This window comes from Zavarzinella sp., assembly GCA_041399155.1.
Taxonomy (GTDB): Bacteria; Planctomycetota; Planctomycetia; order Gemmatales; family Gemmataceae; genus JAWKTI01.
This window is the reverse complement of sequence record JAWKTI010000001.1, coordinates 1935613-1959657: the sequence shown is the minus strand read 5'-3', so window position 1 is coordinate 1959657 and position 24045 is coordinate 1935613. Positions and strand designations below refer to the sequence as shown.

The 24045-nt window shown below is 46.8% G+C and carries 20 protein-coding genes; 8 read left to right on the top strand and 12 right to left on the bottom strand.

The annotated features are described in order from the left end of the window. Positions 1–20 precede the first annotated feature (20 nt). From R3B84_08110 to R3B84_08100, 3 genes are read right to left on the bottom strand one after another with little or no spacing between them, the layout of a single operon-like run. Positions 21–1442: a hypothetical protein gene (locus R3B84_08110; protein MEZ6140520.1), complete on the bottom strand. Its 1422-nt coding sequence runs from the start codon at positions 1440–1442 to the stop codon at positions 21–23. A gap of 26 nt (positions 1443–1468) precedes the next feature. Beyond that, entirely contained in the window at positions 1469–2428 is a 960-nt protein-coding gene (locus R3B84_08105; GenBank protein ID MEZ6140519.1) for a glycosyltransferase family 2 protein, read from the bottom strand. 53 nt (positions 2429–2481) lie between these two features. After that, positions 2482–3465, bottom strand: coding sequence for a lysylphosphatidylglycerol synthase transmembrane domain-containing protein (locus R3B84_08100; GenBank protein MEZ6140518.1), 984 nt, complete (start codon positions 3463–3465; stop codon positions 2482–2484). A gap of 280 nt (positions 3466–3745) precedes the next feature. On the opposite strand from R3B84_08100, the gene R3B84_08095 reads away from it, so the two are divergent. After that, positions 3746–4351, top strand: coding sequence for a hypothetical protein (locus tag R3B84_08095; GenBank protein MEZ6140517.1), 606 nt, complete (start codon positions 3746–3748; stop codon positions 4349–4351). Beyond that, positions 4335–6158: a tetratricopeptide repeat protein gene (locus R3B84_08090; GenBank protein ID MEZ6140516.1), complete on the top strand. Its 1824-nt coding sequence runs from the start codon at positions 4335–4337 to the stop codon at positions 6156–6158. Before R3B84_08095 ends, R3B84_08090 begins: the two co-directional genes overlap by 17 nt. A 57-nt stretch (positions 6159–6215) precedes the next feature. Here the strand turns inward: R3B84_08090 and R3B84_08085 are convergent, their stop codons facing one another. Next, complete coding sequence (locus R3B84_08085) at positions 6216–7178, bottom strand: ribose-phosphate pyrophosphokinase (protein MEZ6140515.1); 963 nt, start codon at positions 7176–7178, stop codon at positions 6216–6218. 57 nt (positions 7179–7235) lie between these two features. Then, a complete protein-coding gene (locus tag R3B84_08080; GenBank protein MEZ6140514.1) occupies positions 7236–7415 on the bottom strand; it encodes a hypothetical protein in 180 nt (59 codons plus the stop codon). A 408-nt stretch (positions 7416–7823) separates the two neighbouring features. On the opposite strand from R3B84_08080, the gene mutM reads away from it, so the two are divergent. Together mutM and R3B84_08070 are read left to right on the top strand one after the other, a co-directional pair. Further along, positions 7824–8645, top strand: coding sequence for a bifunctional DNA-formamidopyrimidine glycosylase/DNA-(apurinic or apyrimidinic site) lyase (gene mutM, locus R3B84_08075; protein ID MEZ6140513.1), 822 nt, complete (start codon positions 7824–7826; stop codon positions 8643–8645). A gap of 20 nt (positions 8646–8665) precedes the next feature. Then, positions 8666–10306, top strand: coding sequence for an ATP-binding protein (locus R3B84_08070; protein MEZ6140512.1), 1641 nt, complete (start codon positions 8666–8668; stop codon positions 10304–10306). Between the two features lie 65 nt (positions 10307–10371). On the opposite strand, the gene R3B84_08065 is transcribed toward R3B84_08070, so the two are convergent. From R3B84_08065 to aroA, 3 genes are all read right to left on the bottom strand, one after another. After that, complete coding sequence (locus R3B84_08065; protein MEZ6140511.1) at positions 10372–10539, bottom strand: hypothetical protein; 168 nt, start codon at positions 10537–10539, stop codon at positions 10372–10374. A gap of 160 nt (positions 10540–10699) precedes the next feature. Beyond that, positions 10700–11524: an arginine deiminase-related protein gene (locus R3B84_08060; GenBank protein MEZ6140510.1), complete on the bottom strand. Its 825-nt coding sequence runs from the start codon at positions 11522–11524 to the stop codon at positions 10700–10702. A gap of 28 nt (positions 11525–11552) precedes the next feature. Beyond that, positions 11553–12854, bottom strand: coding sequence for a 3-phosphoshikimate 1-carboxyvinyltransferase (gene aroA / locus R3B84_08055; GenBank protein MEZ6140509.1), 1302 nt, complete (start codon positions 12852–12854; stop codon positions 11553–11555). Positions 12855–13012: 158 nt separating this feature from the next. Here aroA and ndk point away from each other — a divergent pair, with 158 nt between their 5' ends. Further along, positions 13013–13462: a nucleoside-diphosphate kinase gene (ndk, locus tag R3B84_08050; GenBank protein ID MEZ6140508.1), complete on the top strand. Its 450-nt coding sequence runs from the start codon at positions 13013–13015 to the stop codon at positions 13460–13462. Here ndk and lpxI read toward each other — a convergent pair. The 3 genes from lpxI to R3B84_08035 form a co-directional block, all read right to left on the bottom strand. After that, entirely contained in the window at positions 13429–14295 is an 867-nt protein-coding gene (gene lpxI, locus R3B84_08045) for a UDP-2,3-diacylglucosamine diphosphatase LpxI (GenBank protein ID MEZ6140507.1), read from the bottom strand. The two genes, ndk and lpxI, sit on opposite strands and share 34 nt — an antisense overlap. Position 14296: 1 nt before the next feature. Continuing rightward, positions 14297–15328 (bottom strand): UDP-3-O-(3-hydroxymyristoyl)glucosamine N-acyltransferase, encoded by a 1032-nt coding sequence (lpxD, locus tag R3B84_08040; protein MEZ6140506.1) that lies wholly within the window; start codon positions 15326–15328, stop codon positions 14297–14299. A 221-nt stretch (positions 15329–15549) separates the two neighbouring features. Then, a complete protein-coding gene (locus R3B84_08035; protein MEZ6140505.1) occupies positions 15550–16446 on the bottom strand; it encodes a carbon-nitrogen hydrolase in 897 nt (298 codons plus the stop codon). Positions 16447–16527: 81 nt separating this feature from the next. Here R3B84_08035 and R3B84_08030 point away from each other — a divergent pair, with 81 nt between their 5' ends. Together R3B84_08030 and R3B84_08025 are read left to right on the top strand one after the other, a co-directional pair. Beyond that, positions 16528–17274, top strand: a complete 747-nt coding sequence (locus R3B84_08030) for a uracil-DNA glycosylase (protein MEZ6140504.1) — start codon at positions 16528–16530, stop codon at positions 17272–17274. Between the two features lie 189 nt (positions 17275–17463). Then, the gene (locus R3B84_08025) at positions 17464–21300 is read left to right on the top strand and encodes a PAS domain S-box protein (GenBank protein ID MEZ6140503.1); all 3837 of its coding nucleotides are present in this window, start codon (positions 17464–17466) and stop codon (positions 21298–21300) included. 101 nt (positions 21301–21401) lie between these two features. Here the strand turns inward: R3B84_08025 and R3B84_08020 are convergent, their stop codons facing one another. Then, positions 21402–22463 (bottom strand): GTP-binding protein, encoded by a 1062-nt coding sequence (locus tag R3B84_08020; protein ID MEZ6140502.1) that lies wholly within the window; start codon positions 22461–22463, stop codon positions 21402–21404. 197 nt (positions 22464–22660) lie between these two features. Between R3B84_08020 and R3B84_08015 the strand changes: the two genes are divergently transcribed. After that, a complete protein-coding gene (locus tag R3B84_08015) occupies positions 22661–24001 on the top strand; it encodes a sialate O-acetylesterase (protein MEZ6140501.1) in 1341 nt (446 codons plus the stop codon). Positions 24002–24045: the final 44 nt, after the last annotated feature.

The following is a 24045-nucleotide window of genomic DNA, read 5'->3' as shown; positions in this document are numbered from 1 at the left end:
CAACAAATAAAATTCATTAATTAATAATTTGTCAGCCCCTGATACTGCGACCACTGCAGCAGCCAGGGGTATCGCCATGGGTTAAATGCACAGTATTGTGCGGCAAAAATGCTCAGTCCCAAGCATACATAGGCTGTCCAGCGCAGGATACATTTGCTGCCAAGGTAGTCACTGGCACGCACCAAGCCTAACAGTAAGGAGGGAATCAGCCCGAACAACCACCTTGGCCCACAACTCCATCCCGCGTAATTGTTGGTAGTGGCCACAAAATAGCCAATGACAGCTAAGATCATTGGGATCGATGTCCACCACAGGTACTTTTGCTCTCGTGAAAGCCATTTTGGTGCAAAAAATAGACCGATCAGACCAATGAGGAATACGGGAGTCAGCGAAAAGAGTCCGTGGTGTCCAAAAGTCAGGTTAACAGCGTAAATATGCTTTGGCTGATTCAGGAAATCAATCCCAGTCGGTGGTGGGGTGAGATTGACTTTATTCCAGTGGCTGCCCTCGTATTCATACCAGGCAGTGCCAAATTTGCTGTAAATCGGTTCGTAAATTCCATAGGCCTTGTAATTGATCACTGTTTGAATTGCGGGAAACACCAGCATTGCAAGTAAAAACAGAAGTGACGTTTTCCAGCGTGTGAGAAGCAACACGGCGAAAATACACCCACCCAGGGCTGCCATTGGATAATCGAAAGCAGTTGCAAGCCCAGCCAACAGACCTGCAAGGAATAACCTGCCAACCGACCATGTAGTATCCGGGGCAAACAAGAGATAAACCACATAAAACAGGCAGCACGCGGCTGGGACATGATTGTTAAATGTCATTGCGAATGTGGTCAGGAATGTGCCGAAGCAGGCAGAAGAAAAAGTGAATATTTTCCCCCAGTCCGATATTGCCCAGCTACAGATCAATCTGCCCAGCAAAAATAATGCCAATAACAGTGGCAGAATATGCAGCGTAGTCAGAATGGGAATCACCACGTGCCAGGGCTTTTCAGCCATGCGAATATTACAATATTTTAATATAATTTTGTATTCGCCCGCTGCCATCATCACTAAAAGTGGGGTTTTTGTACCATAAAAAACTTTCCGATCGGGGTGCAGCACCGCATCAACCGATTTGAAGCCGTCTTCAAATAATATCCCCTCATCACGGTAACCTTTTGGTGTTGTTGGATCTTCAATCCGCTGGCCAATTTCAAAAGTGTTGTTTTCGGCCAAAGAACGAACTGTAGCCCACCGAACGCGGTCGTTGGAACTGAAGGTCGGCCACGCACCAGGTGCCGAGGCCGGCCACTTACGCGATGGATTCTGCTTGTAGAGACTGGGTTCGACAAGCAATTCTGCATTCACCAGCCTCGCCATCATGATGGCACCAGTTACCACCAGCAAAATCGAAAAAATGGTTCGGATTTGTTTTTGTTCTGGGGTATTCATTTCATCACTTATTGAGGGGAATGCGATTAGTTTAACGAAGATGTGGGTGAATGCGAGTTAAACGATGTCAGAAACCCGATCTTCTCTGCAATGACATACGGTTTTTTGGGGTTCATGGCAGCTAATTGGTTACTTAACAGGCCGTTCTGGTACACAAGCGTACCCACTGTGGCAAACAGCGAAGCAACAATTCCCCAAAAAGCGAATCTGCTGGTGGGCCAGATCCAGGAAATCAGCACAAAAAAGGTGACCATCAACAGAAAAATCAGGCCCCAACTTCCAAAATAATGCATGGGACGCTGTGCATATCTTGTTTGAAACGTGACGCCGAGCAGATCAAAATAGCCTCTCAAAAACCTGCGAAATCCATATTTTGAACTGCCGAACTGACGTGGACGGTGCTGGATGATGACTTCACCCACACGAAAACCTCTATCTGCAGCTAAAACCGGGATGAATCGATGTAGTTCTCCGTACAAGCGGATTTCTTGACAGATTGCCGATGAGTAGGCTTTCATTCCACAATTGTGGTCATGCAGTGCTACCCCCGTAAGCCAACTGACCATTCCATTAAAGACCCGACTGGGGAAAACTTTATGCCATGGATCATGGCGAATTTTCTTCCAGCCACTCACCAGTTCAAATCCTTCCGACATTTTCTTGAGAAACTGGGGTATTTCTGCGGGATCATCCTGAAGGTCAGCATCCAGGGTCATGATGATGTCGCCACGACAGTGGTCGTAACCAGCTTGCAATGCTGCTGCTTTACCAAAATTTTTCCTTTGCCGAATCCCACCGATATGGCTACCTGCGGCTGAAAATTCCTGAATCATTTTCCAAGATTCGTCGGTGCTGCCATCATCGATGTAAATAATTTCCCATGGCTGGGAAAGTCCTGTCATCACTTCAGAGATTTGTTGGTGCAGAGCATGAAGGCTGTCTGCTTCGTTCCACAAAGGCACGAGAATGGAAATCTTCTTATTCACGTTGACTTTTTTCCTTGCTCATCTGGAACGAAAAGCAGTTAAGGTTAACTGGATCAGGCACTTTGCACGGTGGCAGTTAATTCCTTGGAAATTCCAGGACCAGGTACGAACCAATAAAGGCACCCGGCACAAAGAAGTTCGGCAACTGTCCAGGTCAGTCGCAGAACAATTGCCAATACAACGGCAATTGCAGTTGCCTGATTGGTGGCCATGATTGGTGCCAATTCAAGTGTCAGCAGCTTCTGCATAGCAAATTCACGCACACCGCTGCCAGCCGGCATGAAAAATGCCATAAAGCCAATGACATAGGCAATCGCGTTGATGGAGGTAAAATGCCCCACCTGATCCCAACTCATCAGGCTGGCCTGTGGGATAATTCCTTTGACCACGCACCAAAGGCTGGCACCCATGATAAACCAGCCTAATGAACCCATCAGGATGCCAAAAATCACCATATGTAACTTTACCCGAGGCAGTTGTGGGGCATTCGGGCCCTTTCGCCATCGACTGACACGGTTGATGAATCGATTTAGTCCAACCAGACCAATCGGAATCATCCCGAGTGGGATGACCCAATAAATGCTGATCCCTTCAAGCCCCATCTGTTCCGGTGCAAGTGTCGAGAGGAGCAGGGCACCAACAAAGGCACCAGCAGCCATTGAAACGAATGCTTCATAGGTAGCAGTAATTCCCACTGCGGTGCGGGAAATTCCCAGCGAATTACCGAGCATTCCCACCCGCAGAACTATTACCCAGACTTTTCCGGGTACATATTTGCCCATTTGACTGATGAAATAGGACCGGATCCCGGTGATCCACTTAACTGTTGCACCTTGATTGCGGAGCAGAATTACCCAGTAACTTGCCCACAACGTGTGGGCAGTAAGGTAAAGCAGGGCAGCCAGACACAACCATTGCCATCGAATGGTGATCAAACCGGAATACAGTTCCGGTTGACGCAATTTGGTGTAAAAATACCAGCAGATTGCTACCAAAATAGCAACAGGTAAAATTACTTTCCAAAAATACTCTGCCAATTTTCGCATATTCAAAGTTATAGTGAACAGTTCCTCATTGAACACGGCAACAATGGGGTAGTTTTTGAGCGAAGTTCCTGCATGTCAGCATGCAGACCAGTCAGAAATGAAGATAATGAGTGAAAATTCATTAATAGTGAATTTTTGTATCCGTAATTCGCTATTTGGCCTTGACCTGATTACCACGTATTCGCTAAACTGCCAATTCTAGGCTCCCGACTGGCTCAAAAGCCGGTTCTTACCGTATTGAACGATCTACAACGCAGGAAGCGTCAACACCATGTCCACCGCAAATAGCAATCATTATGGCTTGGTTCGAATCTGGCAAATCCCCGTTTTCCTGTTGGCGTGTGGCGTTTGGGTGGTGCTGTGGCAGTTTGGTGACCGTTTACGCCCAACACCAACGGAGCGATTTCAACATGCACTGGCACCACTGCGCAACTCAATAGACCGTACACCACCGTTAGTGGATCAGATTCATGCTGCCCTGCGGGAGATGCCAAATATTGACCCACCGGATCATCTCAAGACAGAAACCCACTACCTGATGGGTAGCGCATATACCGTACTGGCTGAATTTACGGAGGCCAGTACCGAGGCCGATGAATGGTGGAAGCTGGGATATCGACATTTACAACAGGTGGACCCGTCAAACCTCAGCGAAAAGGATCGGCCGAAGTACCTTTATCGTTATGCAACATCGTACGCACATTTGCCTGAAACAGACCCGAAAACTGCAGTGGAACAGTTAGAAAAATCAGTGGTTCTGGCTGATGATCCATCGGAGGGGCACCTGTTGCTTTCCAGGTTTTATCAACAGCATTATACCGGAGCAGCAAAAGAATTTGAAAAGCAGTTTGCAGAATTTTTTGAAGTATGCCACTAACCGATACGATGCCCGAGTATTGAACCAGGCTCGTCTGCAATTGGCACTGATTCACCAGCAAAGTGGGGAAATTGCCGAATCGCAAGTATTGCTGAATCGCATCGGAATCGAGGCTCCGCCTGAAATTTATGCTCATGCAAAAATTTTGCAGGCACAGATGCACCGTGATAAGAACGAATGGCAACCTGCAGTGAAATTGTGGGAAGAAGTTCGCTGGCTGCGCGGTGCGAAACAAGAACACCAGCAGGCCGCGTTACAGGGATTATCTGAAGGTTATGCAAAGCTCAACCGCCCAGATGATGCAAAAAAAGTGTTGCAACAGGTTCAGGCGTTGATGCCGATTCCTGGTGAGGTGCCCAATCGATTGCCAGATATTTCAGGTGCCGTGCCACAAGAAGTGGTGGCTGCATACACCCAAAAATTGCACGATTTGGATTCTATCGAGAATTATCTACCCAAAGAATTTGGCTCCCTGGAAGAAACCCGCACAAAACTAATGAGTGCTTACTACGCAGCGATTGATGGGGGTGACTTTGACACAGCGTTCAAAGCAGCACAATTAATGAGTAAAGTTTACGATGATGGACGTGGGGAGGAACTGCAGGCAATTATCTTTGATAATCAATCTTATATCAAAAAGAATGTCGAATCGAGCGATTTTTTCAACAAGGCTGCTTCCCTATGGAGTACTGCAGGTTTCCGAGGTAAATCTGATGGGATCAAAACTGTTCGTTGGATGCGTGCAGCGGAAACCTATTTGCAGGCAGAAAACAAGGAATTGGCCCGCACATCGCTGGATCAAATTTCGCAACTAAATCAGCCGTTTCCTGTAAACGCAGTAGAAGGGTGGTTGCATGTTGCTGAATTGTATTTGCAGTCTGGTTCTCGAATACAGGCGAAATCTGCTCTGCAGACCGCCGCACAGATCACCAGCCCAAGTCAGTATCGTGCACAAGTACAATTGGCACGCTACTTTCTGCGTGAAGAACCAGCCGCACAACAGGCGGGAATGCTTTTGCAAACTGTTCTGGCTCGACCAGACATAGATGTGAATGACCCTAAGGTTCATGAAGAGGCCTCTTTTCTCTTGGGAGAAAGTTATTTCCAGCAGGAAAAGTGGCTGGATGCCCGCCAGCAGTTGCAAAAATCCCTGGAAAATTATCCGCAGGGTGAATACCTCCCACGTGGGAAAATGCTGCTGGCACAGACTTCGTGGGCGTTGGCTGGATTGCAGGCACGCAAGATTGAAAATTATCGAAAGGAAATTGCAGAACTTGCCAACAAGCGGCTTTCTTTACGGGATAGCAGTTACAAGGTACAGGAACAGATTCAGTTAGAAAAACTGCGGGATACAGCTTGGGCTTCGTATCAGAACTATCTGAATGAAGCGGGCGAATTGCTACTGGCTGCCGATGAATTATACCAACAGAATCGCTCGCATGAGTTAGATGCCATCCGCACGGTCAAGTTTCTGCTGGCCGATTGTTATTTCTTCACCGGGGAGTACGAAAAATGCTTGCGGCAGTGCGAAAGCATTGTGCTGTTCTACCCGAACAAGGTGGAAAGTCTGGAAGGCTGGCGGAACTATGTCCGGTGCTGTGAAGAAGCAGCGAAACACCGTTTCGAAGCGAAAGATGCCGAAGGGACGAAACTATGGAAAAATCGCCAGCTATTGGCAATTGAAAAGGTCAAACAGGCATTAGAGACTATCCCTACCGAAGAGTGGGACCAGTCGTTGCCAGTGCGAACCAGGAGCCATTGGCAAACCTGGTATCAGGAACAGGTTTCAATGCCGAAGGTGCCCTGAAATTGATCATTCGCATCAATAAAGTCGAAAAGCAACTTCAACAATTCAATTCTGGGATCATCCTTTATCATCACGAAACAGGACACTGACAGATTCATTTTCGTGAATTCGGCGAATCGCATCGGCTAGCAGTTTGTCAACGCTGAGAACAGTAATTTTGTCGATTTGTTTTTCAGGTGGAAGTGGGATCGTATCGGTAATGATCACGCGTTCAATCGCCGATTTCTCCAGACGTGGGATTGCCTCTCCGCACAGCACACCGTGGGTGGCAAATACATGAATTTCACGTGCACCGTTCGCTTTTGCCACTGCCGCTGCACCGCAGATGCTGCCCGCAGTGGAAATCATATCGTCGAACATTAACACAATTTTGTCTTTCAGGTCGGCACCAATCAGATTTGCCTGCGTGGTGTGCATGGCATCTGATCGGCGCTTATCGACAATCGCCAGATTTCCGCCCAAACGGTTCTGGTAGTGCAGGGTCGATTTCACACGGCCTTCATCCGGGCTGAGGAAGACCACTTGATCCATCGGTGGGTTCCATTCTTTGAGGAAATTGATGAAAACAGGTGATGCCATCAGATGATCGACGGGGATATCAAAGAACCCTTGTATCTGTGGTGCGTGCAGATCCATTGCCAGGACACGGTGGGCACCGGCGGCAGTGAGTAAGTTTGCTACAAGCTTGGCCGAAATTGGAACGCGTCCCTGGTCTTTGCGATCCTGTCGTGCGTACGCATAGTAAGGCAGAACCACTGTCAGTCGCATCGGACTGGCACGTTTGAAGGCATCCAGAATGATCAAGAGTTCCATGAGGTTGTCATTCACACGATCGCATGTTGGCTGGATGATAAAAACATCCCGACCACGCACATCCTCTAATATTCGGACGAAAGTCTCGCCATCAGGAAAGGTGCTGACAGCCATTTCTCCCAGACTATCCCCAAGTTGGGCAGCGATTCTTGTAGCTAATGTGGGATTTGCTCTTCCTGTGAAGACGCGCATTTTATTTTCGATCATGTGGGATCTGTTCTGCCGTTCTGAGTAGAATTGATGAATATCGTAGCGATTTCCGACTCATTTTGAATCAGAACCACGTTCGTTGACATTGGCGACATACTCTTTGAAGTCGCCGATCTTGTACGAAATAAACAAAAAAGCGTGGTGTAACGCCAGATAGGTGGGGTCTTCGGGATCGTCTGCGTAATCTTTGCGTATTTCGTACAGTTTTGCCAACAACTGTTCTGTGTTCAACATGATTTCTATCCGATCAGATGGAGATGATGCTAGTTTAGATTTCTACCAGGAATTTTCATGCGAAATCTTTCTTGAATTCGCGGCGAATGTTGATTCTGCCTGACATGAATTGTTCGAAAAAGTTGAAAAAAAACCGCCAGTTAACCCATCACAGGTTAACTGGCGGTCTTGTTCTGGAAGTGTCCAGTTTCCAGAACGCTCTTCTCATCACCAGCCCCGTGCAGGTGGGATTCCCATCTACACGAAAGTAATCAATAGCAAGTTGTGTGCCAATTGGAAATTTATAAGATTTATTGTTGGAATCTTCACTATTTCCCCCCATTTACTTACCACGAATTTCTTCTCACAGCAAAAATTACAATTTTTTGCAAAAGTATGTAAAAAAGTTACAGACTGTGCGAGAGATTCATGCCTGAACTTCCAGAAGTGGAAACTGTTGTCCGCGACCTGCGCCCACTGTTGATTGGTCAAACAATTACTGAATTGCAATATAGTAAAGATAAACTGCGAAAACCCTGGCAGCACCAGTGGGCAAAAAAAATCGTCCGCCAGCAGATTCTTGCCATCGAAAGGCGTGCAAAATGGCTGGTCATTCGATTGGCTCAGCCCAGTGGGTTGGTGGTCCACCTCGGAATGACAGGGCAGTTACAGCTTTTTTCTGCAGATTCCCCACCTGCGGATCATACCCATTTCCGGTTTGTGCTGGCACCTTGTGCTGAAGAACTGAGATATCGAGATATCCGGAGATTTGGCAGTATCCAGTGGTATGCCGATATCCCCAAGTGGTATGCCGAAATCAACCAGACTTACGGCCCAGAGCCATGGGATATTTCACCGGACGACTGGTATAAGAGAGTGCACCAACTCAAAAGAAATTGGAAGGCAATCCTGTTAGATCAATCGATCATCAGTGGGCTGGGTAATATCTACGCCGACGAAACCTGTTTTCGAGCAAAAATCAATCCTAGCAGTTTACCCGTAAATTCTGATAAATCGACAATCATAAAAATATTGGAATCTGCACGAGATATTCTGACCGAAGCGATTGAATTGCGTGGCTCCACCATCCGTAACTACATTGGTGGCAGTGGGTTAAAAGGAAATTTCCAAGACGAATTCGCGGTTTATGGTCGCACGGAATTGCCTTGTCCAAATTGCGGCTCGCCCATCCAGCAGGTGCGTCTGGCTGGCAGATCTACTCATTTTTGCCCACAGTGCCAGCAAGTGTGAAATCAGGAGATTTTGAAGTTATGTCGATGAAATCGTTCAAAAATCTGCTGGGCGAAACAAATCTCGAGCGAAAATGCCGCATTTTGCTTGGTTTGGGAACCTTATTGCTGATGTCAGTCAGTTTCTGGATTTTTGCCCGAGAAACAGAAAATCTGGCTTTCAAGCAGACTACCACTTCAGGACAATTGCTGATCCCCACTATTCTGGCACGTCAACATTTTCAGCAGGAACAATTACAGTTGGTCGATGAATTTGAAAACCAGGCGGAAAGCAACTTTCCAGACGCTTTTGGCGATTACACTTACAAGTTAATCAAACCAAACGCCAAGCAGCCACAATTTAAGCCGGAAGCCACCGAAATTGCGATCGTGAACCGCATTATGGGGAACCCAACTTCAAAAGATGAAACCCAGAATGATCTTGAAAACGGCAAGTTTCACTATTACAGCGTGGTGCGTGCGGAAGCTTCTTGTGTGCAGTGCCACAATGTTACTCAGGCGACCCTGGATAACAACGGTGTTATCAAAGAAGGGGATATGATGGGAATCGTCAAAGTGACGTTATCCACCAAGTCGATTGAAACTGGAAAGAATGTCAACCGTGCTCTGTTGCTGTCATTTGCGATCATGACTTCGCTGCTGATTGTCGCTGGTAGCTATCTCATTATCCGATATGTCATTGTTCGACCTGTCAAGCATTTGAAAGAAGTGGCAAATGCCATTGTTACAGGTCAACTGAATGTGCGGTCGGAAATCCACACAGGGGATGAATTTGAGGATCTCAGTGAGGCATTTAATCGGATGCTGAAGCACCTGATGCAGGCCCAGGAAGAACAGGCAGCAATATATAACAGCCTTGATATGAAAGCAAATGAACTGGCGCGGGCGAATCTGGCACTGTATGAATCGAACAAAACCCAGCAGCACTTCGTTTCCACGGTCAGCCACGAATTACGCACACCGTTGAATGGAATCATTGGTTTCAGTGATGTCCTGTTATCTTCAGGTGGGTCTCTGAACGAAAAACAGGCACGTTGGGTCATGAATATTCGCAAAAGTGGGCAGCACCTGTTGAGTTTGATCAACGATATTCTGGATCTGGCTAAAATTGAAGCTGGGAAAATGGAAGTTCGGATCGAAGATTTCACCATCCCAAGTGTATTTGAACTGATCCAGTTCCAATTTCGTCTGCCATTGGAAGAAAAACAGATTCATTTTCAGGTGGAATTAGATCAGCGCCTGCCCACGGTGCGCCAGGATCCGGTCAAAATTCGTCAGATTCTGACAAATTTAATCTCCAATGCAATCAAATTCACCCCCACCGGTGGGCGGGTAACTGTAAAATCTCTGTTGGATGGTGAAAACGTGTTGTTTATTGTGCAGGATACCGGCCCTGGAATTGCAGAAGCTGATCAGAAACTGATTTTCGAAAAGTTTCGCCAAAGTAGTTCCATATGGACCAGAGAGCATGAAGGCACTGGGCTGGGCTTATCAATCGTGCGGGAATTGTGTGAACTGCTGGGTGGGGAGATTTCGCTGGAAAGCACACCCGGATCTGGTGCAACTTTCATGGTTCATATTCCTATCAATTACGTTGCACAAAATCGGACATCAGAAAGCAGCGAAATGAAAATACCGCATGAGTTGGCTGATAACGCCTAAGAAGCTTGAGAATTTGTCACTAGCTAACAGTTACAGATAAATAATCTATCTGCCCCAAAACCCAATTAAATTTCGGGTGTGTTAGGTGTTTTGTTAGCAATTCGATGCGGGTAGCGATCCTGTGGGGTACCATAACGGTTGGTTACCGTTCGGAAGATCACTTCCAGCAGCATTAATACCGCTACAATCCCGACAGCCAGGAAAACCCAGCCCCAAAGAACGGAAGACTTCATCACTCATCGCACGCATCCTCCTTAAATTAAGTTCTAACCTCAACATTGTTGATGCTGTACAAAAATATGATACACGACTTGTCAAGAAGATTCAACGAAAATTTGAAATTTTTACAGAAATATTCGTGCGAATAACAGAGTATGGAATTGAAAGCTAAATTCAGTCCCAGATGGCGGCATCTTCCCCATCTATCCGGATGGTGAGGCACTTAGCGCTGCCACCCGCTTTCAGGAATTCATCCAGGGTAATCTCAGTTGACGTAAATCCTTTTCTGGCAAGATCTTCCGCTAGTCTCGGGCAGCCACTATTGTGCACAATCTGTTTGCCCACTACCACTGCGTTGCAACCAAAGCGGGCCGCTTCATCATCATGAATCGGTATCAGGTGGGGGATGTGGCTTTCCAGTACCTTCCGACCGTAACTGTCAAACGCGGCGGGGTAGTAGATCGCAATTTCTGGTGCCAAAGGACAAAAACAGGTGTCAAGGTGGTAATAAGCGGGATTAACCAGTTCTAAGGGCAGAATACGTACTCCAATCTGATCTGCCAGCCACTGGTGAGCCACCGCATCGGAACGTGTCCGATAGCCTGCAAAGAGTTCTTTGCCACAAAACAGGGCATCGCCTGCTCCTTCGTGGTACATCTCATCGGGCCAATGGAGTACTTGAAAGCCGTTTCCTGCAAACCAGGCATCAAAATAAGGCGATTCTTTTGCCCGCACTTCGTGCATAAAGTGGGAAGAATAGAATCGATCCCGAAACACAATCCCAGCATTGGCCGTGAAAACCAGGTCGGGCAGGCCGGGTTGGGGTTTCAATTCATGGATGGTGGCACCGAATACAACCAGTTGGTCGCGAAGTGCCTTCCATTGCTGCCAGGCGACATCCCGCACACTGGCCATGGTGCGTTTCATCCATGGGTTAATTTCATATTCGATCCCATAGTGCTCCGGTGGGCACATCAAAATGGTTGGGTGTTCACGCATGACACTTCTCAGGCTGGCTTATTCTCATTTATTCTAAAGTTTTCAATGTGGTGCCGGTGATTTGTTGCCAATCTTGCCAATAGCCGGGGTACGTTTTGACGACGCAACCAGGATTCTGGATGATTACCCCCGGTATGCGGATACCGGCCAGCGCCAGACTCATTGCCATGCGGTGGTCGTTGTAGGTTTCAAGCGATGCTGCCTGCATGGCACCTGGAAAGATTGAAATTTCGTCATGTTTTTCTTCAACCTGCACTCCAAGTCGTTGCATTTCGGTGCAGATCGCCTTCAAGCGATCCGTTTCTTTGAATCGGATATGTTCCACGTTCCGAATTCTAGTGGGACCTGTGGCAAAACAAGCCACCACGGCCAGGGTCATCACGGTATCACTGATTGCGTTCATATCAACATCGATCCCCCGTAAAGGTTGACCGTTGACTGTAAGTGAATTTGCATCTGAAGTAATCCGGCAACCCATTTGTTCCAGCACATCAACGAACCGATGATCCCCTTGCAACGAATTTCGATTCAAGCCAGTCACTTTGATGCTGCCTTGGGTGATTGCAGCCATCGCAAACCAGTAACTTGCCGATGAGGCATCTGGTTCAATTGCATATTCGGTGATTGTTGTTTGTTGGGAGCCTGGAATGAGGTAAGTGCCTCTTTCGGAACGACTTACACTGATGCCAAACTGCTGCAGCATTCGCAGAGTCATTTCCAGGTAGGGCTCAGAAACAGTTTTCCCCACCGGGATAATCGTGCTGTCGCCTGTTGCAAAAGGCAGTGCCAGCAATAAAGCTGTGAGAAACTGGCTACTACGTTCACCATTGATCCGGACTGTACCACCATGTAGGCCATTCGTTGTCAGTTCTACAGGTGGGCAACCATTGTTTCGGGCACTACAGACATCGACATTCAGTTGGCGTAAGGCATCCAGCAAATCTTCGATCGGTCGCTCTCGCATCCGTGGGATGCCGTCGAACAGATAGCACCCGGGATAGAGTGCCAGAAAGGCAGTTAAAAAACGAATAGTAGTACCAGAATTGCCCACATGGATGGGCAGGGGATTGATTGCAGGGTGACTTTCTCTGGGAAAAATGGTCAGGTCATTTTCTACCCAGGTGCTTGACCAACCAAGGCTTGCGAGTGCGGCTACCATCAGTTCCGTGTCCTCACTGCGGAGAATATCTCGGATCAGGAACTTTTTCTGACCTGCCGCAGCCAGAATAAGTGCCCGATTAGAAATGCTTTTTGACCCAGGTACACGCACAGTAGCGGTAACGGGATGGTGAAAATCTGGAATCTGTATCGCTGCTGGATAGGTAAACAATGAATTTCCTTTCGTTTATTAAATAATTTTCATTAACATAACTTTCATTGCGTTGCGCTAACTGGCGAAACCAGGAATCGTGGGGAACTTTCCCAATATACTGGACATTTCATCCCACTGATTGCAGGATGAAGAGTGTAAAGTACTTCCTAGGGTAAATGATGCAACAGACGTTAATTTTATTAAAACCAGATGCCGTGCAACGACGTTTAGTGGGCACGATTCTTGAGCGGTTCGAAAGAAAAGGGTTACGACTTGTTGCATTAAAGCTGATTCATGTTTCGCGTGAACTGGCTGAGAAGCATTATTCGGTGCACAAAGGGAAGCCATTTTACGATTCGCTGCTCGATTTTTTGACCAGTGGACCCACCGTTGCAGTGGTTTTGGAAGGGCGGGAGGCAGTCGCAGTATGCCGCACATTGATGGGGTCTACCGATGGTGCAAAATCGCCCCCCGGAACAATCCGTGGTGATTTTGCACTCAGCGTACAGAATAATTTAATTCACGGCAGCGACAGCCTTGAAAATGCGGCTACTGAAATAGCACTTTGGTTTCGACCTGAAGAACTGACCAATTATGAATCAGTGGATTCCGCCTGGGTTGGCTGAGTCAGGTCAACCGCAATAATTTTAATGCGGTATTTTTCTGCGAGTGCCACTGTTTCTTCCTTTTCCAGCATGATGGTGTTTCCACCTTCGATTGCCAGAACTGTCCCACCTGCTGCCCGCATGGTTTCGATAGTTTGTTTCCCCACCGTGGGGACATCGAATCGAGGATCCTGATTCGGTTTTGCCACTTTGACAACGACAAATCCCCCACGGGTGCGACAAAGTTCGCCTGCTCTGCGGATACAGGCATCGGTACCTTCGATCGCTTCGACAGCCAAAACGGCTCGATCGCGTACGCACACGGACTGGCCAATATCGAGTCGCCCCATTTCCTTTGCTAGGTGGCAGCCAAACTGGATGTCGGCCATTTCACGTTCTGTGGGTATTTGAGCAGTGATCGCACCGGTTTGCACAAGGATCTCCGGACAAATTTCGAAAGGCGAAATACAGGACAGGCCCTCTTTTTGCAGTTCATTAATAATTGCAAGAGTGATTGTGTCGTCGGCGTTATCTTTCCCACCAAAAAACAGCTTCAGCATCCGCCAATCAGGCCATAAAGTAATCATTCTCATGGGGCGAAACAGGGTGATTTTGTGAATTTTCCCCGCAAAAATCAGGTTGGAGACATGAAATTTCTTTAATATTTTGACCGGTCGGTTGAAAGCTGCTAGCCGAGTCCATGCAAAGTGGTGGCAGTATGGGGCTAGTTTTTCCTTTTCTGCCATCCCCCGAATGCCAAGGCAAATCACTGGGATGTTTTTGCTTTGTGCTGTTTTGGCAATTTGAACCGGAAAGTCGCCCCAGCCAGCAATCAAGCCCACAGGGGGTGGCATATCAGGAATCCTTTAAACCCAGGATACGCTTTATTTCATCCAGATCACGCCGCATATCGGGTAATTTGGAGAGGCTAACCATAATCCGTTTTTGATCATTGATAGGAGTTGCGGGTGCCCCCAACAACTTCTGGTTGGAGGGAATCTTGCCGGAGATGCCCGATTTGGCACCAACAACAGTGTAATCGCCCACGGTGGTGTGGTCGGCTGCGCCCACCTGACCTGCAAGCACCACATAATCGCCAGTGGAGCAGGATCCAGCGAGACCTACTTGCGAAACGATGAGATTATGTCGCCCGATCTGGCAATTGTGGGCAATCATCACCAGATTGTCTATTTTTGTGCCTTCACCAATTCTGGTGGCCCCAAAAGTTGCCCGATCAATGGTGACACCCGCACCAATTTCTACATCATTGCCAATTTCTACATGCCCAACATGTGGGATTTTGCAATGTTTGCCACTGATCATTCGATAGCCGAAACCATCCCCACCAATTACAGAATTGGCATGAATACGGACACGGTCGCCAATAATGCAACCATCATACAACACCACACCGGGTGCCAGAAAAACTTCGCTGCCGATCTGGCAGTGGTTGCCAATGGTCACATTCGCGCTGATTTCAGCACCCGGCCCAATAACAGTACCCTCGCCGATGGAAGAAAACTGTGCCACGGAAGAGTGATCACCAACGATTGCGGTGGGATCGACAACAGCCAGATGGTGGATTCCAGTCGATTTTCGAGTAGGCTTCACATGCATTCGTTCAAAAATGGTCGCGAATGCCAGAAGAGGGTCCTTTACCCGGACAAGGGTTTTGCCATTAAGAGGTACTGTCTCATCCACAACCGCTGCACCCGCTTTCGAGCCGTGCAATTGTGGGAGATTCTTTTCAGACAACACCACGGTAATGTCTGTGGGCGCAAGCATCTCCGTCAGCGGGCGAGCAGCATGAATCGCCAGTTCGGGGTTGCCTAACACTTCCCCTTCTACCCATGCCGCCAGTTCTCGTACGGTGAACGTCACTTTCATGCTCCGTGCACTGCATGCCCGATGAAACACCCTCAAACTTCAGGCAGCTTACCTAATTTTACAGCTTTTACCAATGCGATGCAATTGGAATCGCTTACTTGGCTCAAAACCGTAACACCTTTCCGCATCAAATGTTACGACGCATCTGTCTTTAATCTAGATAATTGCGTAACAGTGTATCGGATTTGCTGGCAATTCTGGTGAGAAAAAATACGTCGAGTTTAGCTGGAGAACTGATCGTCGGCTGTCAAAACGATATTCCCGTAAGAATCGGTGCGTCGATCCCGCAAAAATGGCCAGTTTCTACGCACATCCTGTATGCGGGCACGCGAGCACGTTTGTATAATCAATTCATCGTTTGAGTGACTGCCACGCGCTAAAATTACTCCGAATGGATCTGCCACAAACGATGCACCCCAGAATTCCAATCCTTCACCCGTGGGAGAAGGTTCAAATCCCACGCGGTTGATTGCTGTGACGTACAACCCGTTCGCAATTGCGTGAGATCGCTGGATTGTTTCCCAGGCATCGTGCTGAGCAACGCCAAACTCGGCTTTTTCTTTGGGGTGCCAGCCGATAGCAGTGGGGTAAACCAGTAATTCTGCACCTTTGAGTGCTGTCAGGCGAGCCCCTTCGGGAAACCACTGATCCCAACAGATTAATGTTCCCACCTGACCATATCGTGTGGGGAATACTTTAAAGCCGAGATCACCCGGTCGAAAATAGTATTTTTCAAAGAATAATGGGTCATGGGGGATGTGCATTTTGCGATAAATGCCCGCCAGTGAGCCATCAGCATCGAAAACAGCTACGGTATTATGAAAAATTCCTTCTAATCTTTTCTCATAAAGCGAGGCGACGACCACTACGTTCGCCTGTTTTGCTGCTTTCGCCAACAAATCGGTTCCCGGACCAGGAATCGGCTCGGCAAGATCAAACAAATTCAAATCGTGCGTGTTACAGAAATAAGGTGACAAAAATAATTCTGGCAGGCAGACAATCTGGGCACCCAGCTTGCCTGCTTCTGCGATTCGCTCCAGTGCGTGGTGCATATTTTCGTCACGCACTGTCGAACATTTCATTTGAACCAGTGCCACCACAAATTCATCCGTCGGCATTCATGCACCTTTCAGTTGGCAGAAACTTTCGTCAATATATCAATACAGATTACGGCTTGGTATCGAACCCCGAGTGCAAAAATGAGCGATTCGTCTGCTGATGTTCGCCTGGATCAACAACTTATTTCCCACTTGGAATCGTTGTATGCTAGTGGAGTCAGTCGTCTGCCACCAAGTCTGGATGAACTCACCATCGAATTTGTGCCCACAAGTGCAGTAGAAGAAATTGATCCTAACACCTTACGAGCCAAAGAGTTAGCAGTACTTGCTGAGCGAGTGAGTCAGTGCACCCGATGTGGGGAACTGGCTTCTACCCGCACCCAGACGGTGTTTGGAGTGGGACCGATTGATGCTGAAATCTGTTTTGTGGGTGAGGCCCCGGGTGCCGATGAAGACCGACTGGGAGAGCCATTTGTAGGGGAAGCGGGTAAGCTTCTGAACAAAATTATTCAGGCATGTGGACTAAGTCGTGAAGATATTTTCATTTGTAATGTGCTTCGATGCCGCCCACCTGGTAATCGCACGCCAAATAAAACGGAGGCGAATAATTGTTGGGAATATCTTGAAAACACATTGAGACTGGTTCAGCCTAAGTTCATTGTTTGCTGGGGTTTAAGTGCTGCACAGACAGTTCTGAAGGTCAGTTCCCCGCTGGGCTCACTGCGTAACAGGATGCATGAATACGATGGGATACCAGTTCTGGTGACATACCATCCAGCATCATTGTTGCCCCACCGATCGCCCGAAAACAAAAAATTGGTTTGGGAAGACATGCAGAAAATGCTTCGGTATTTGGGAAAACCGATTCCGGAAACCAGAAAGGGTTAATCTGAAAGTCGTATCGCAATTAGCATAAAATTAGAAAATTTTCAGTATTTGGCGCTAATATTATTGTCAGGCGCGAATATTGTTCTGCTCTTAGGTCGAATGGTGCTATTTCGTTGGTGATTAAAGATTGTTAATGCACTAAAGAAATATTAGCCGCGTGGTTGATTCGCACACCTAGGGGTTTTTCCAATGTCCAACCAGTTTGATTCTGGTTTCAACTTTTCAGCCGCGCTGGCCCGTTGTGCAGACGAAAAGATCCAATTTCCAGGTGAGATTCAGTCGTGTGGGATGCTGTTGGCATGTAATAAACAAGGGATCATCGTTCAATGGGGTGGCCAACCAAGTCTTTTTTCGCTGCCCAGTGACCAAAATTGGTGCGGGAAGCCCATTCAGGAAATTGTTGGCAGTGAAAAATATGAAGAAATAATCCAAAATCTGAATAAGTTACAAAAAATTCATTCTGTATGGCATACGCACGTACGATTATTTGAACAACCCCAAGAGATCGAGGTTAAGGCACATCAATCGAATGAGTTGATAATAATAGAATTGCTTCTCGCTACGCCAGAAATTTCGGGGAGTACGCACTTCGAACTGCTCAACTCTTTCGCTAGTCAAACAGAGAATTTAACGACCTATGCACAGTTTTTAGTAGAGGTTTTGCAACGGCAAACTGGTTACCAGCGTATCATGGTTTACCAGTTTGATGAAAATTGGACAGGAGAGGTGATTGCTGAGGCGAGTGAAGACAATTTTAAAAAGTATCTAGGACTGAATTTTCCTTCAACGGATATTCCACCACAAGCCAGAGAACTGTATTTATTAAACAAAGTTCGGATACTAACCGATGCAAACGCTGCGACTTGTAAGTTGATTTCTAGCCAATCCACATGCGATATTTCGTCGCTAGATTTAAGTCATGCACAACTGAGAGCAATGTCGAAAGTTCATATCGAATACCTCAAAAACATGGGTGTGACAGCATCTTGTGTCGTATCGATTATTTGTAACGGGAAATTGTGGGGATTGATTGCCTGCCATCACTCCATGCCTTATTGTCCTTCATTTGCAGTGCAACAACAAATCCTGAATGCTGCTTTACTTTTAGAAACCAGAATTATCCTCGATGCAGAAAATCTGCGACGAGTTTGCCTGGAATCCGCGAGTAACCTTCTGTACACATTGAAAACTTCGTTAGATATGCACAGAGATTTGCATCAAGCGTTGATCCATGCTGATGCCCAATTAATGGAATTAGTTTCTGCCACTGGTATTGCGTTGGTTTCTAAAGATCGGTGTGAAACACGTGGGTCGGTGCCACCAGAATACATCATTCAACAGTTGGTTGAAGTTATCAACAATTCTGATCGTCGGTTTTATCACTCAGCATCAGCGGCATACGATTTTCCCATATTAACTGATTTTCACCAAGTTGCTGCAGGATTAATGGCGACAACTTTTGAATTAGATCAGCCTTACTGGTTGTTTTGGTTTCGACCTGAAGCAGCATCAACCGTCCACTGGGCTGGTGATCCGCGTAAACAACTACAATACGATCAGAAAAATGAACCGCTTCTAGTCCCAAGAAAATCTTTTGACTTATGGAAAGAGGAGGTGCGTGGGAAATCCAAGCCATGGTCCGAAATTGAAGTCAAGTGTATTCAGGAAACAGTAAGAACTAACCTTACCGAAGTGCTGCTACATGCGAGCAAACAGAAACTTTATTCAACGGAATCAGAATTAAGGCTGATGCAGACAGTTGTTGAAACTGCAAAAGATGCCGTTCTTGTACTGCAGGAGATCGATCTGGAAGCAGTGATTTTGTATTGTAATCCGGCTTTTGAACGATTGACAGGAATCCCAAGAACTCAATTAATCAGAAAAACCGCAAAAGAGCTAGACCTATTGTTGAAGACTGATCATCTTAACCGGCAGTTCAAACAATTATTTGACAGCCGGGAACAAGTAACGGTTGAACAACAAGCCGTTCGAGTGGACGGTACGGCTTTCTGGGCTGAAGTGAATGTGACACCGGTTTTACTTGGAAAAGAGCAGAATAAATCGCTGATTATCATCAAACGCGATATTTCAGAACGTGTAAAGACCCAAGAGGAATTAACTAGAAATCATCAACGGCTGGAAGCGATCCTTGCTGCGGTACCGGATCTCTTTTTTCTTTTTGATCGAAACGATTTCTTTGAGGAAATCCATACACGCCACCAGGAACTGTTAATCGCGCCGAGAGAACAGGTATTGCACAAACATATTCGGGACATTGTCCCATCGCAAGTTGCAGAACTGGCGATTGGAGCACTGGCGAATTGTCGTGCAACCCAGGAAATGCAATATTTTGAATATCCCATGCAGATCGATAATCAGGATTATTGGTTTGAAGCACGAATCGTTCCAGTTGATTCTGCCAGCGGTTTAACATTAATTGTGGCCCGTGACATCACAAATCGTATCAATACAGTCCGATCTCTGAATCTTGCAAACGAGCAATACCGTTTGTTGGCGGATGCCATCATGGATGTAGTGGCGATGAAAGACCTGGAAGGTAGGTTATTATATGTCAGTCCTTCGATAACTCGACTTATTGGTTACGAACCGAAAGAAATATTGGGCACCACTTACGTGGATTGGTGCCACCAGGAAGATTTGCCTGGATTACACCGCGCAAAAGAAGAATGCCAGGGGGGATTTACGAATTACACGGAATGGCGCTGTAAAAAGAAAAATGGCGAATGGTTGTGGGTAGAAAGTGTCACATCGCCAATTTTTGATTCCCAGGGGGTGCTTACATCCTGTGTATGCTGTATTCGAGACATCAGTCAGCGAAAGCAGGTAGAAGATCAGCTTCGCCAGGCACAAAAACTGGAGGCGGTGGGCCAACTGGCAGGTGGAATTGCACACGATTTTAATAATCTTTTAACTGTGGTTCTGGGCTGTTGCGATGTGTTATTACAAAACACGGATGTGAATGACCAGAATCGAGAATTTGTTGAGGACATCAAAATTGCCGGTGAACGTGGGGCAGGTCTGACGCAACAACTATTGGCCTTTAGTCGACAGCAGATGGTGCAGGTACAAGATCTCGATCTCGCGGATATCATCCAAAGTTCCTGCAAGATGCTGGCACGATTGCTGGGTGAAGATATTGAACTGGTCACCCATTGCAACGATCTGACAACGACAGTGCGTGCCGATCCGAGCCAGATTCAACAGGTGCTGATGAACTTGATGGTCAACGCTCGCGATGCGATGCCGAAAGGCGGGAAGTTGACCGTGACAGTGGGCAGCAGACTGATTACCGATGATTTTTCTGAGTTTCCCACGCATGGCCGTGCTGGAAAGTTTGCCACTTTTGCAGTTGAGGATACCGGGGGAGGAATTCCAGAAGATGTTGCCAAACGGATTTTTGAACCTTTTTTTACCACCAAAGCACCCGGGAAAGGAACTGGTTTGGGTCTGGCAACGGTTCATGGCATCATTTCCCAGGCTGGTGGGTTCATCCGTATGCATACCACGCTTGGAAAAGGCACGCGGTTTGAAGTGTATCTGCCAGATCAGAACATTTCGTTGCAAAAACAGTTGTATCGGATGGAGCAGAAAATTCAATTTCTGCCCAACATCCCCATTCTTGTGGTTGAAGATGAGCCGGGAGTGCGAAATTTGATGCGTACTATTCTGAGGAAACATGGCTTAGAAGTCATGGTTGCCAGCCACGCCGCAGAAGCGTTTGAGTTGTGTAGCTCTGGTAAAATAATTCCTCAGATTGTGCTGACAGATGTCGTGATCCCAGGTACAAGTGGCAGAGAGTTAGTGGAACAATTAAAGTTGCGTTATCCCAATATGGTTGCCGGGTATCTTTCTGGTTACACAGCCGATGCGATTCTGCGACATGGTGTTGAGGAAAAAGCAGTTGATTTCCTGCAAAAACCCTTTTCACCAGATGCATTGCTCCATTTTGTGGCAAAATTGTACGCCAAAGTCCCACTGACCAATGGGGATGGTGCGAATATCTGATGTGTCAGATAATTAGCATTAAGATGCTATGCGTTAAGTTTCTTTGTGTAAAGATGTTGATGTGTGATTCGTTGATCTGTTGTATTATTATCGGTAAGGAATCAATTTGTAACAAGACAGTTGCGAAAGTCTTCAACTAATTGTGCCCGATCAAGATTCTTGCCAATGAAAACCAAGCGGTTTGTACGAGGTTCATTTTCCTGCCAGGGTTTACCTGGTGCTGCATCAGATGTCATATGAATTGCCTGAAAGACAAATCGATTCGGATCACCTTTCAAGGATAACACCCCCTTGGTGCGATAAAGATCCGCCCCTTTTTCACTTAGCAGGCGGGAAAACCATTCGTTGACCCGCCCGGGGTGCAACTCGCCTGGCAACTCAATTCCTACGGAAGAGATCTCTTCATCATGGTGGGCATGAGCGTCCGATTCATGAGAATGCGAATGTTCGTGGTGGTGTTCATGGTCGCACTCCGGCCCACAATCAGCGTGTTCATCCTCAATCATTGGCAATCCCGAAAATTGCCCAGGGTCAATTTCTGCCACACGATCCAGGTCGAAACTTTGAATATCGAGTAATTGGTTGATGTCAGTCAGAGATCTGACGGTGCGAATTACTTTCGCAGTTCGATTAATATGACGTATTTTCGCTTCAAGCGCCTCTACTTCTGCCAATTCCACCAAATCGGTTTTGTTCAACAGAATTACGTCTGCAAATGCCAGTTGTTCTTTTACTTCGTGGTCATTCCAATGCATTAAGACATGCTTACAGTCGACAACAGTTACCACACCATCGAGTCGGCATTTACTCCGTAACTCATCATCAACAAAAAAAGTTTGTACCACAGGGCCCGGATCTGCCAGTCCGGTAGTTTCGATCAGGATGTAATCGAATTTGTCTCTTCGTTTTAACAGGTTGCCAATGATTTGAATCAGATCTCCGCGAATCGTGCAGCAGATGCACCCATTATTCATTTCAAAAATTTCTTCTTCAGCATGGATTACCAGATCCTGATCCACACCGATCTCTCCAAACTCATTCTCAATCACAGCAATTCGCTTACCATGCTGGCTGGTTAAAATGTGGTTCAGCAATGTTGTTTTGCCAGCTCCCAGGTAACCAGTTAACACGGTAACGGGCGTTTTTTCTTCGTTCTGTTTCATGTTTCTTAACAATTTCGCAAGTGATACCCTTCATTATAGAAATGCCGAGCACATTTGTGGTGCCACAATCAGGAGAGCAACAACTTCGAATTGTCTTCTGATCGACAGTAGCTTTTCTCGCCCCAATGTGGTAAAAGGGTGATACCGTGATTCACTTTCGATGGTCATCGGATTCGTTACTCTCCAGGAGAATGCATTTGAAAACGTTGTTGTTCAGTTCGGCAGTATTACTTTCGGCGATTTTCTCTACTGTTGGAAATGCTGCAGTAAAACTGCCTAGTGTGTTTACATCCAATATGGTTTTGCAAAGGGATAAACCCATTGCCATCTGGGGCTGGGCAGATCCGGAAGAAAAGGTAGAGATTTCTTTTGCTGGTACTAAATCCCTCGTTGATACCACCAAAGAAGGAAAATGGTTTGCCGAATTACCAGCTCAGAAGGCGAATGCCACCGGCCAGAATCTGACCATCAAAGCGTCGAACACCATTGAGCTTAGCGATATTCTGATTGGCGATGTCTGGATTGGTTCTGGGCAATCGAACATGGAATGGTCATTAAATGCTTCTGCCAGCCCGAAAGAGACAATTGCCGGTGCCAACCATCCCACAATCCGCCTGTTTCATGTGCCCAAAGTGCAGGCAAAGGAACCCGCTAACAGCATCAATGCAACCTGGAAAATCTGCACTCCACAGAATATCCCGAATTTTTCGGCAGTGTTGTACCACTTTGGTGTTCGTTTGCAGAAAGACCTGGATATTCCTGTGGGACTGATTAACAGCTCCTGGGGTGGATCTCGCATCGAACCGTGGACGGTTACCTCTTCTGGTTCCGGTGGGATGTACAACGGCATGATTGCCCCCTTGGTTCCGCTGACCTTCAAAGGGGTGATTTGGTATCAAGGCGAAAGCAACGTTTCCGAGGGAATGAAATACTACGAGCGTAAAAAAGCCTTGATTGAAGGCTGGCGAACTGTCTTCAAAAATGACATGCCATTTTACTTTGTGCAGATCGCACCGTGGGCAAATTATCAGCCCGGAAAACTGCCGGAATTGTGGGAGGCACAGGTTGCCAGTTTGAAAATACCAGGTACCGGCATGGCTGTTACGACCGATCTGGTAGATAACATCAAAGATATTCATCCCAAGAACAAGTTTGATGTGGGAAATCGACTAGCACTTTGGGCATTAGCAAAAACTTATGGTAAAAAAGACCTCGTTTATTCTGGTCCGCTTTTTCAATCTGCAAAAGCAGATGGTGCGAAAATGGTGCTGTCGTTTGCACACGTTGCCGATGGACTGAAATCGCGTGATGGCAAAGAATTGAGTGATTTTGAAATTGCCGGAGATGATGGCGTATTTGTGCCCGCTACCGCAGAAATTGTGGGCAAAACTGTCGTGGTAAGTTCCGAAAAAGTGAAAGCTCCTTCACAAGTTCGATTTGGCTGGAGCAATACATGCAATCCCAATTTGATTAACAGTGCAGGGTTACCAGCATCCCCATTCCGCACCAAAGATTGGCAAGGTGGCACTGGGGAATAATCTCAGTGGCAGCACATTTTATCGATTAGAAAAAATTCACAATT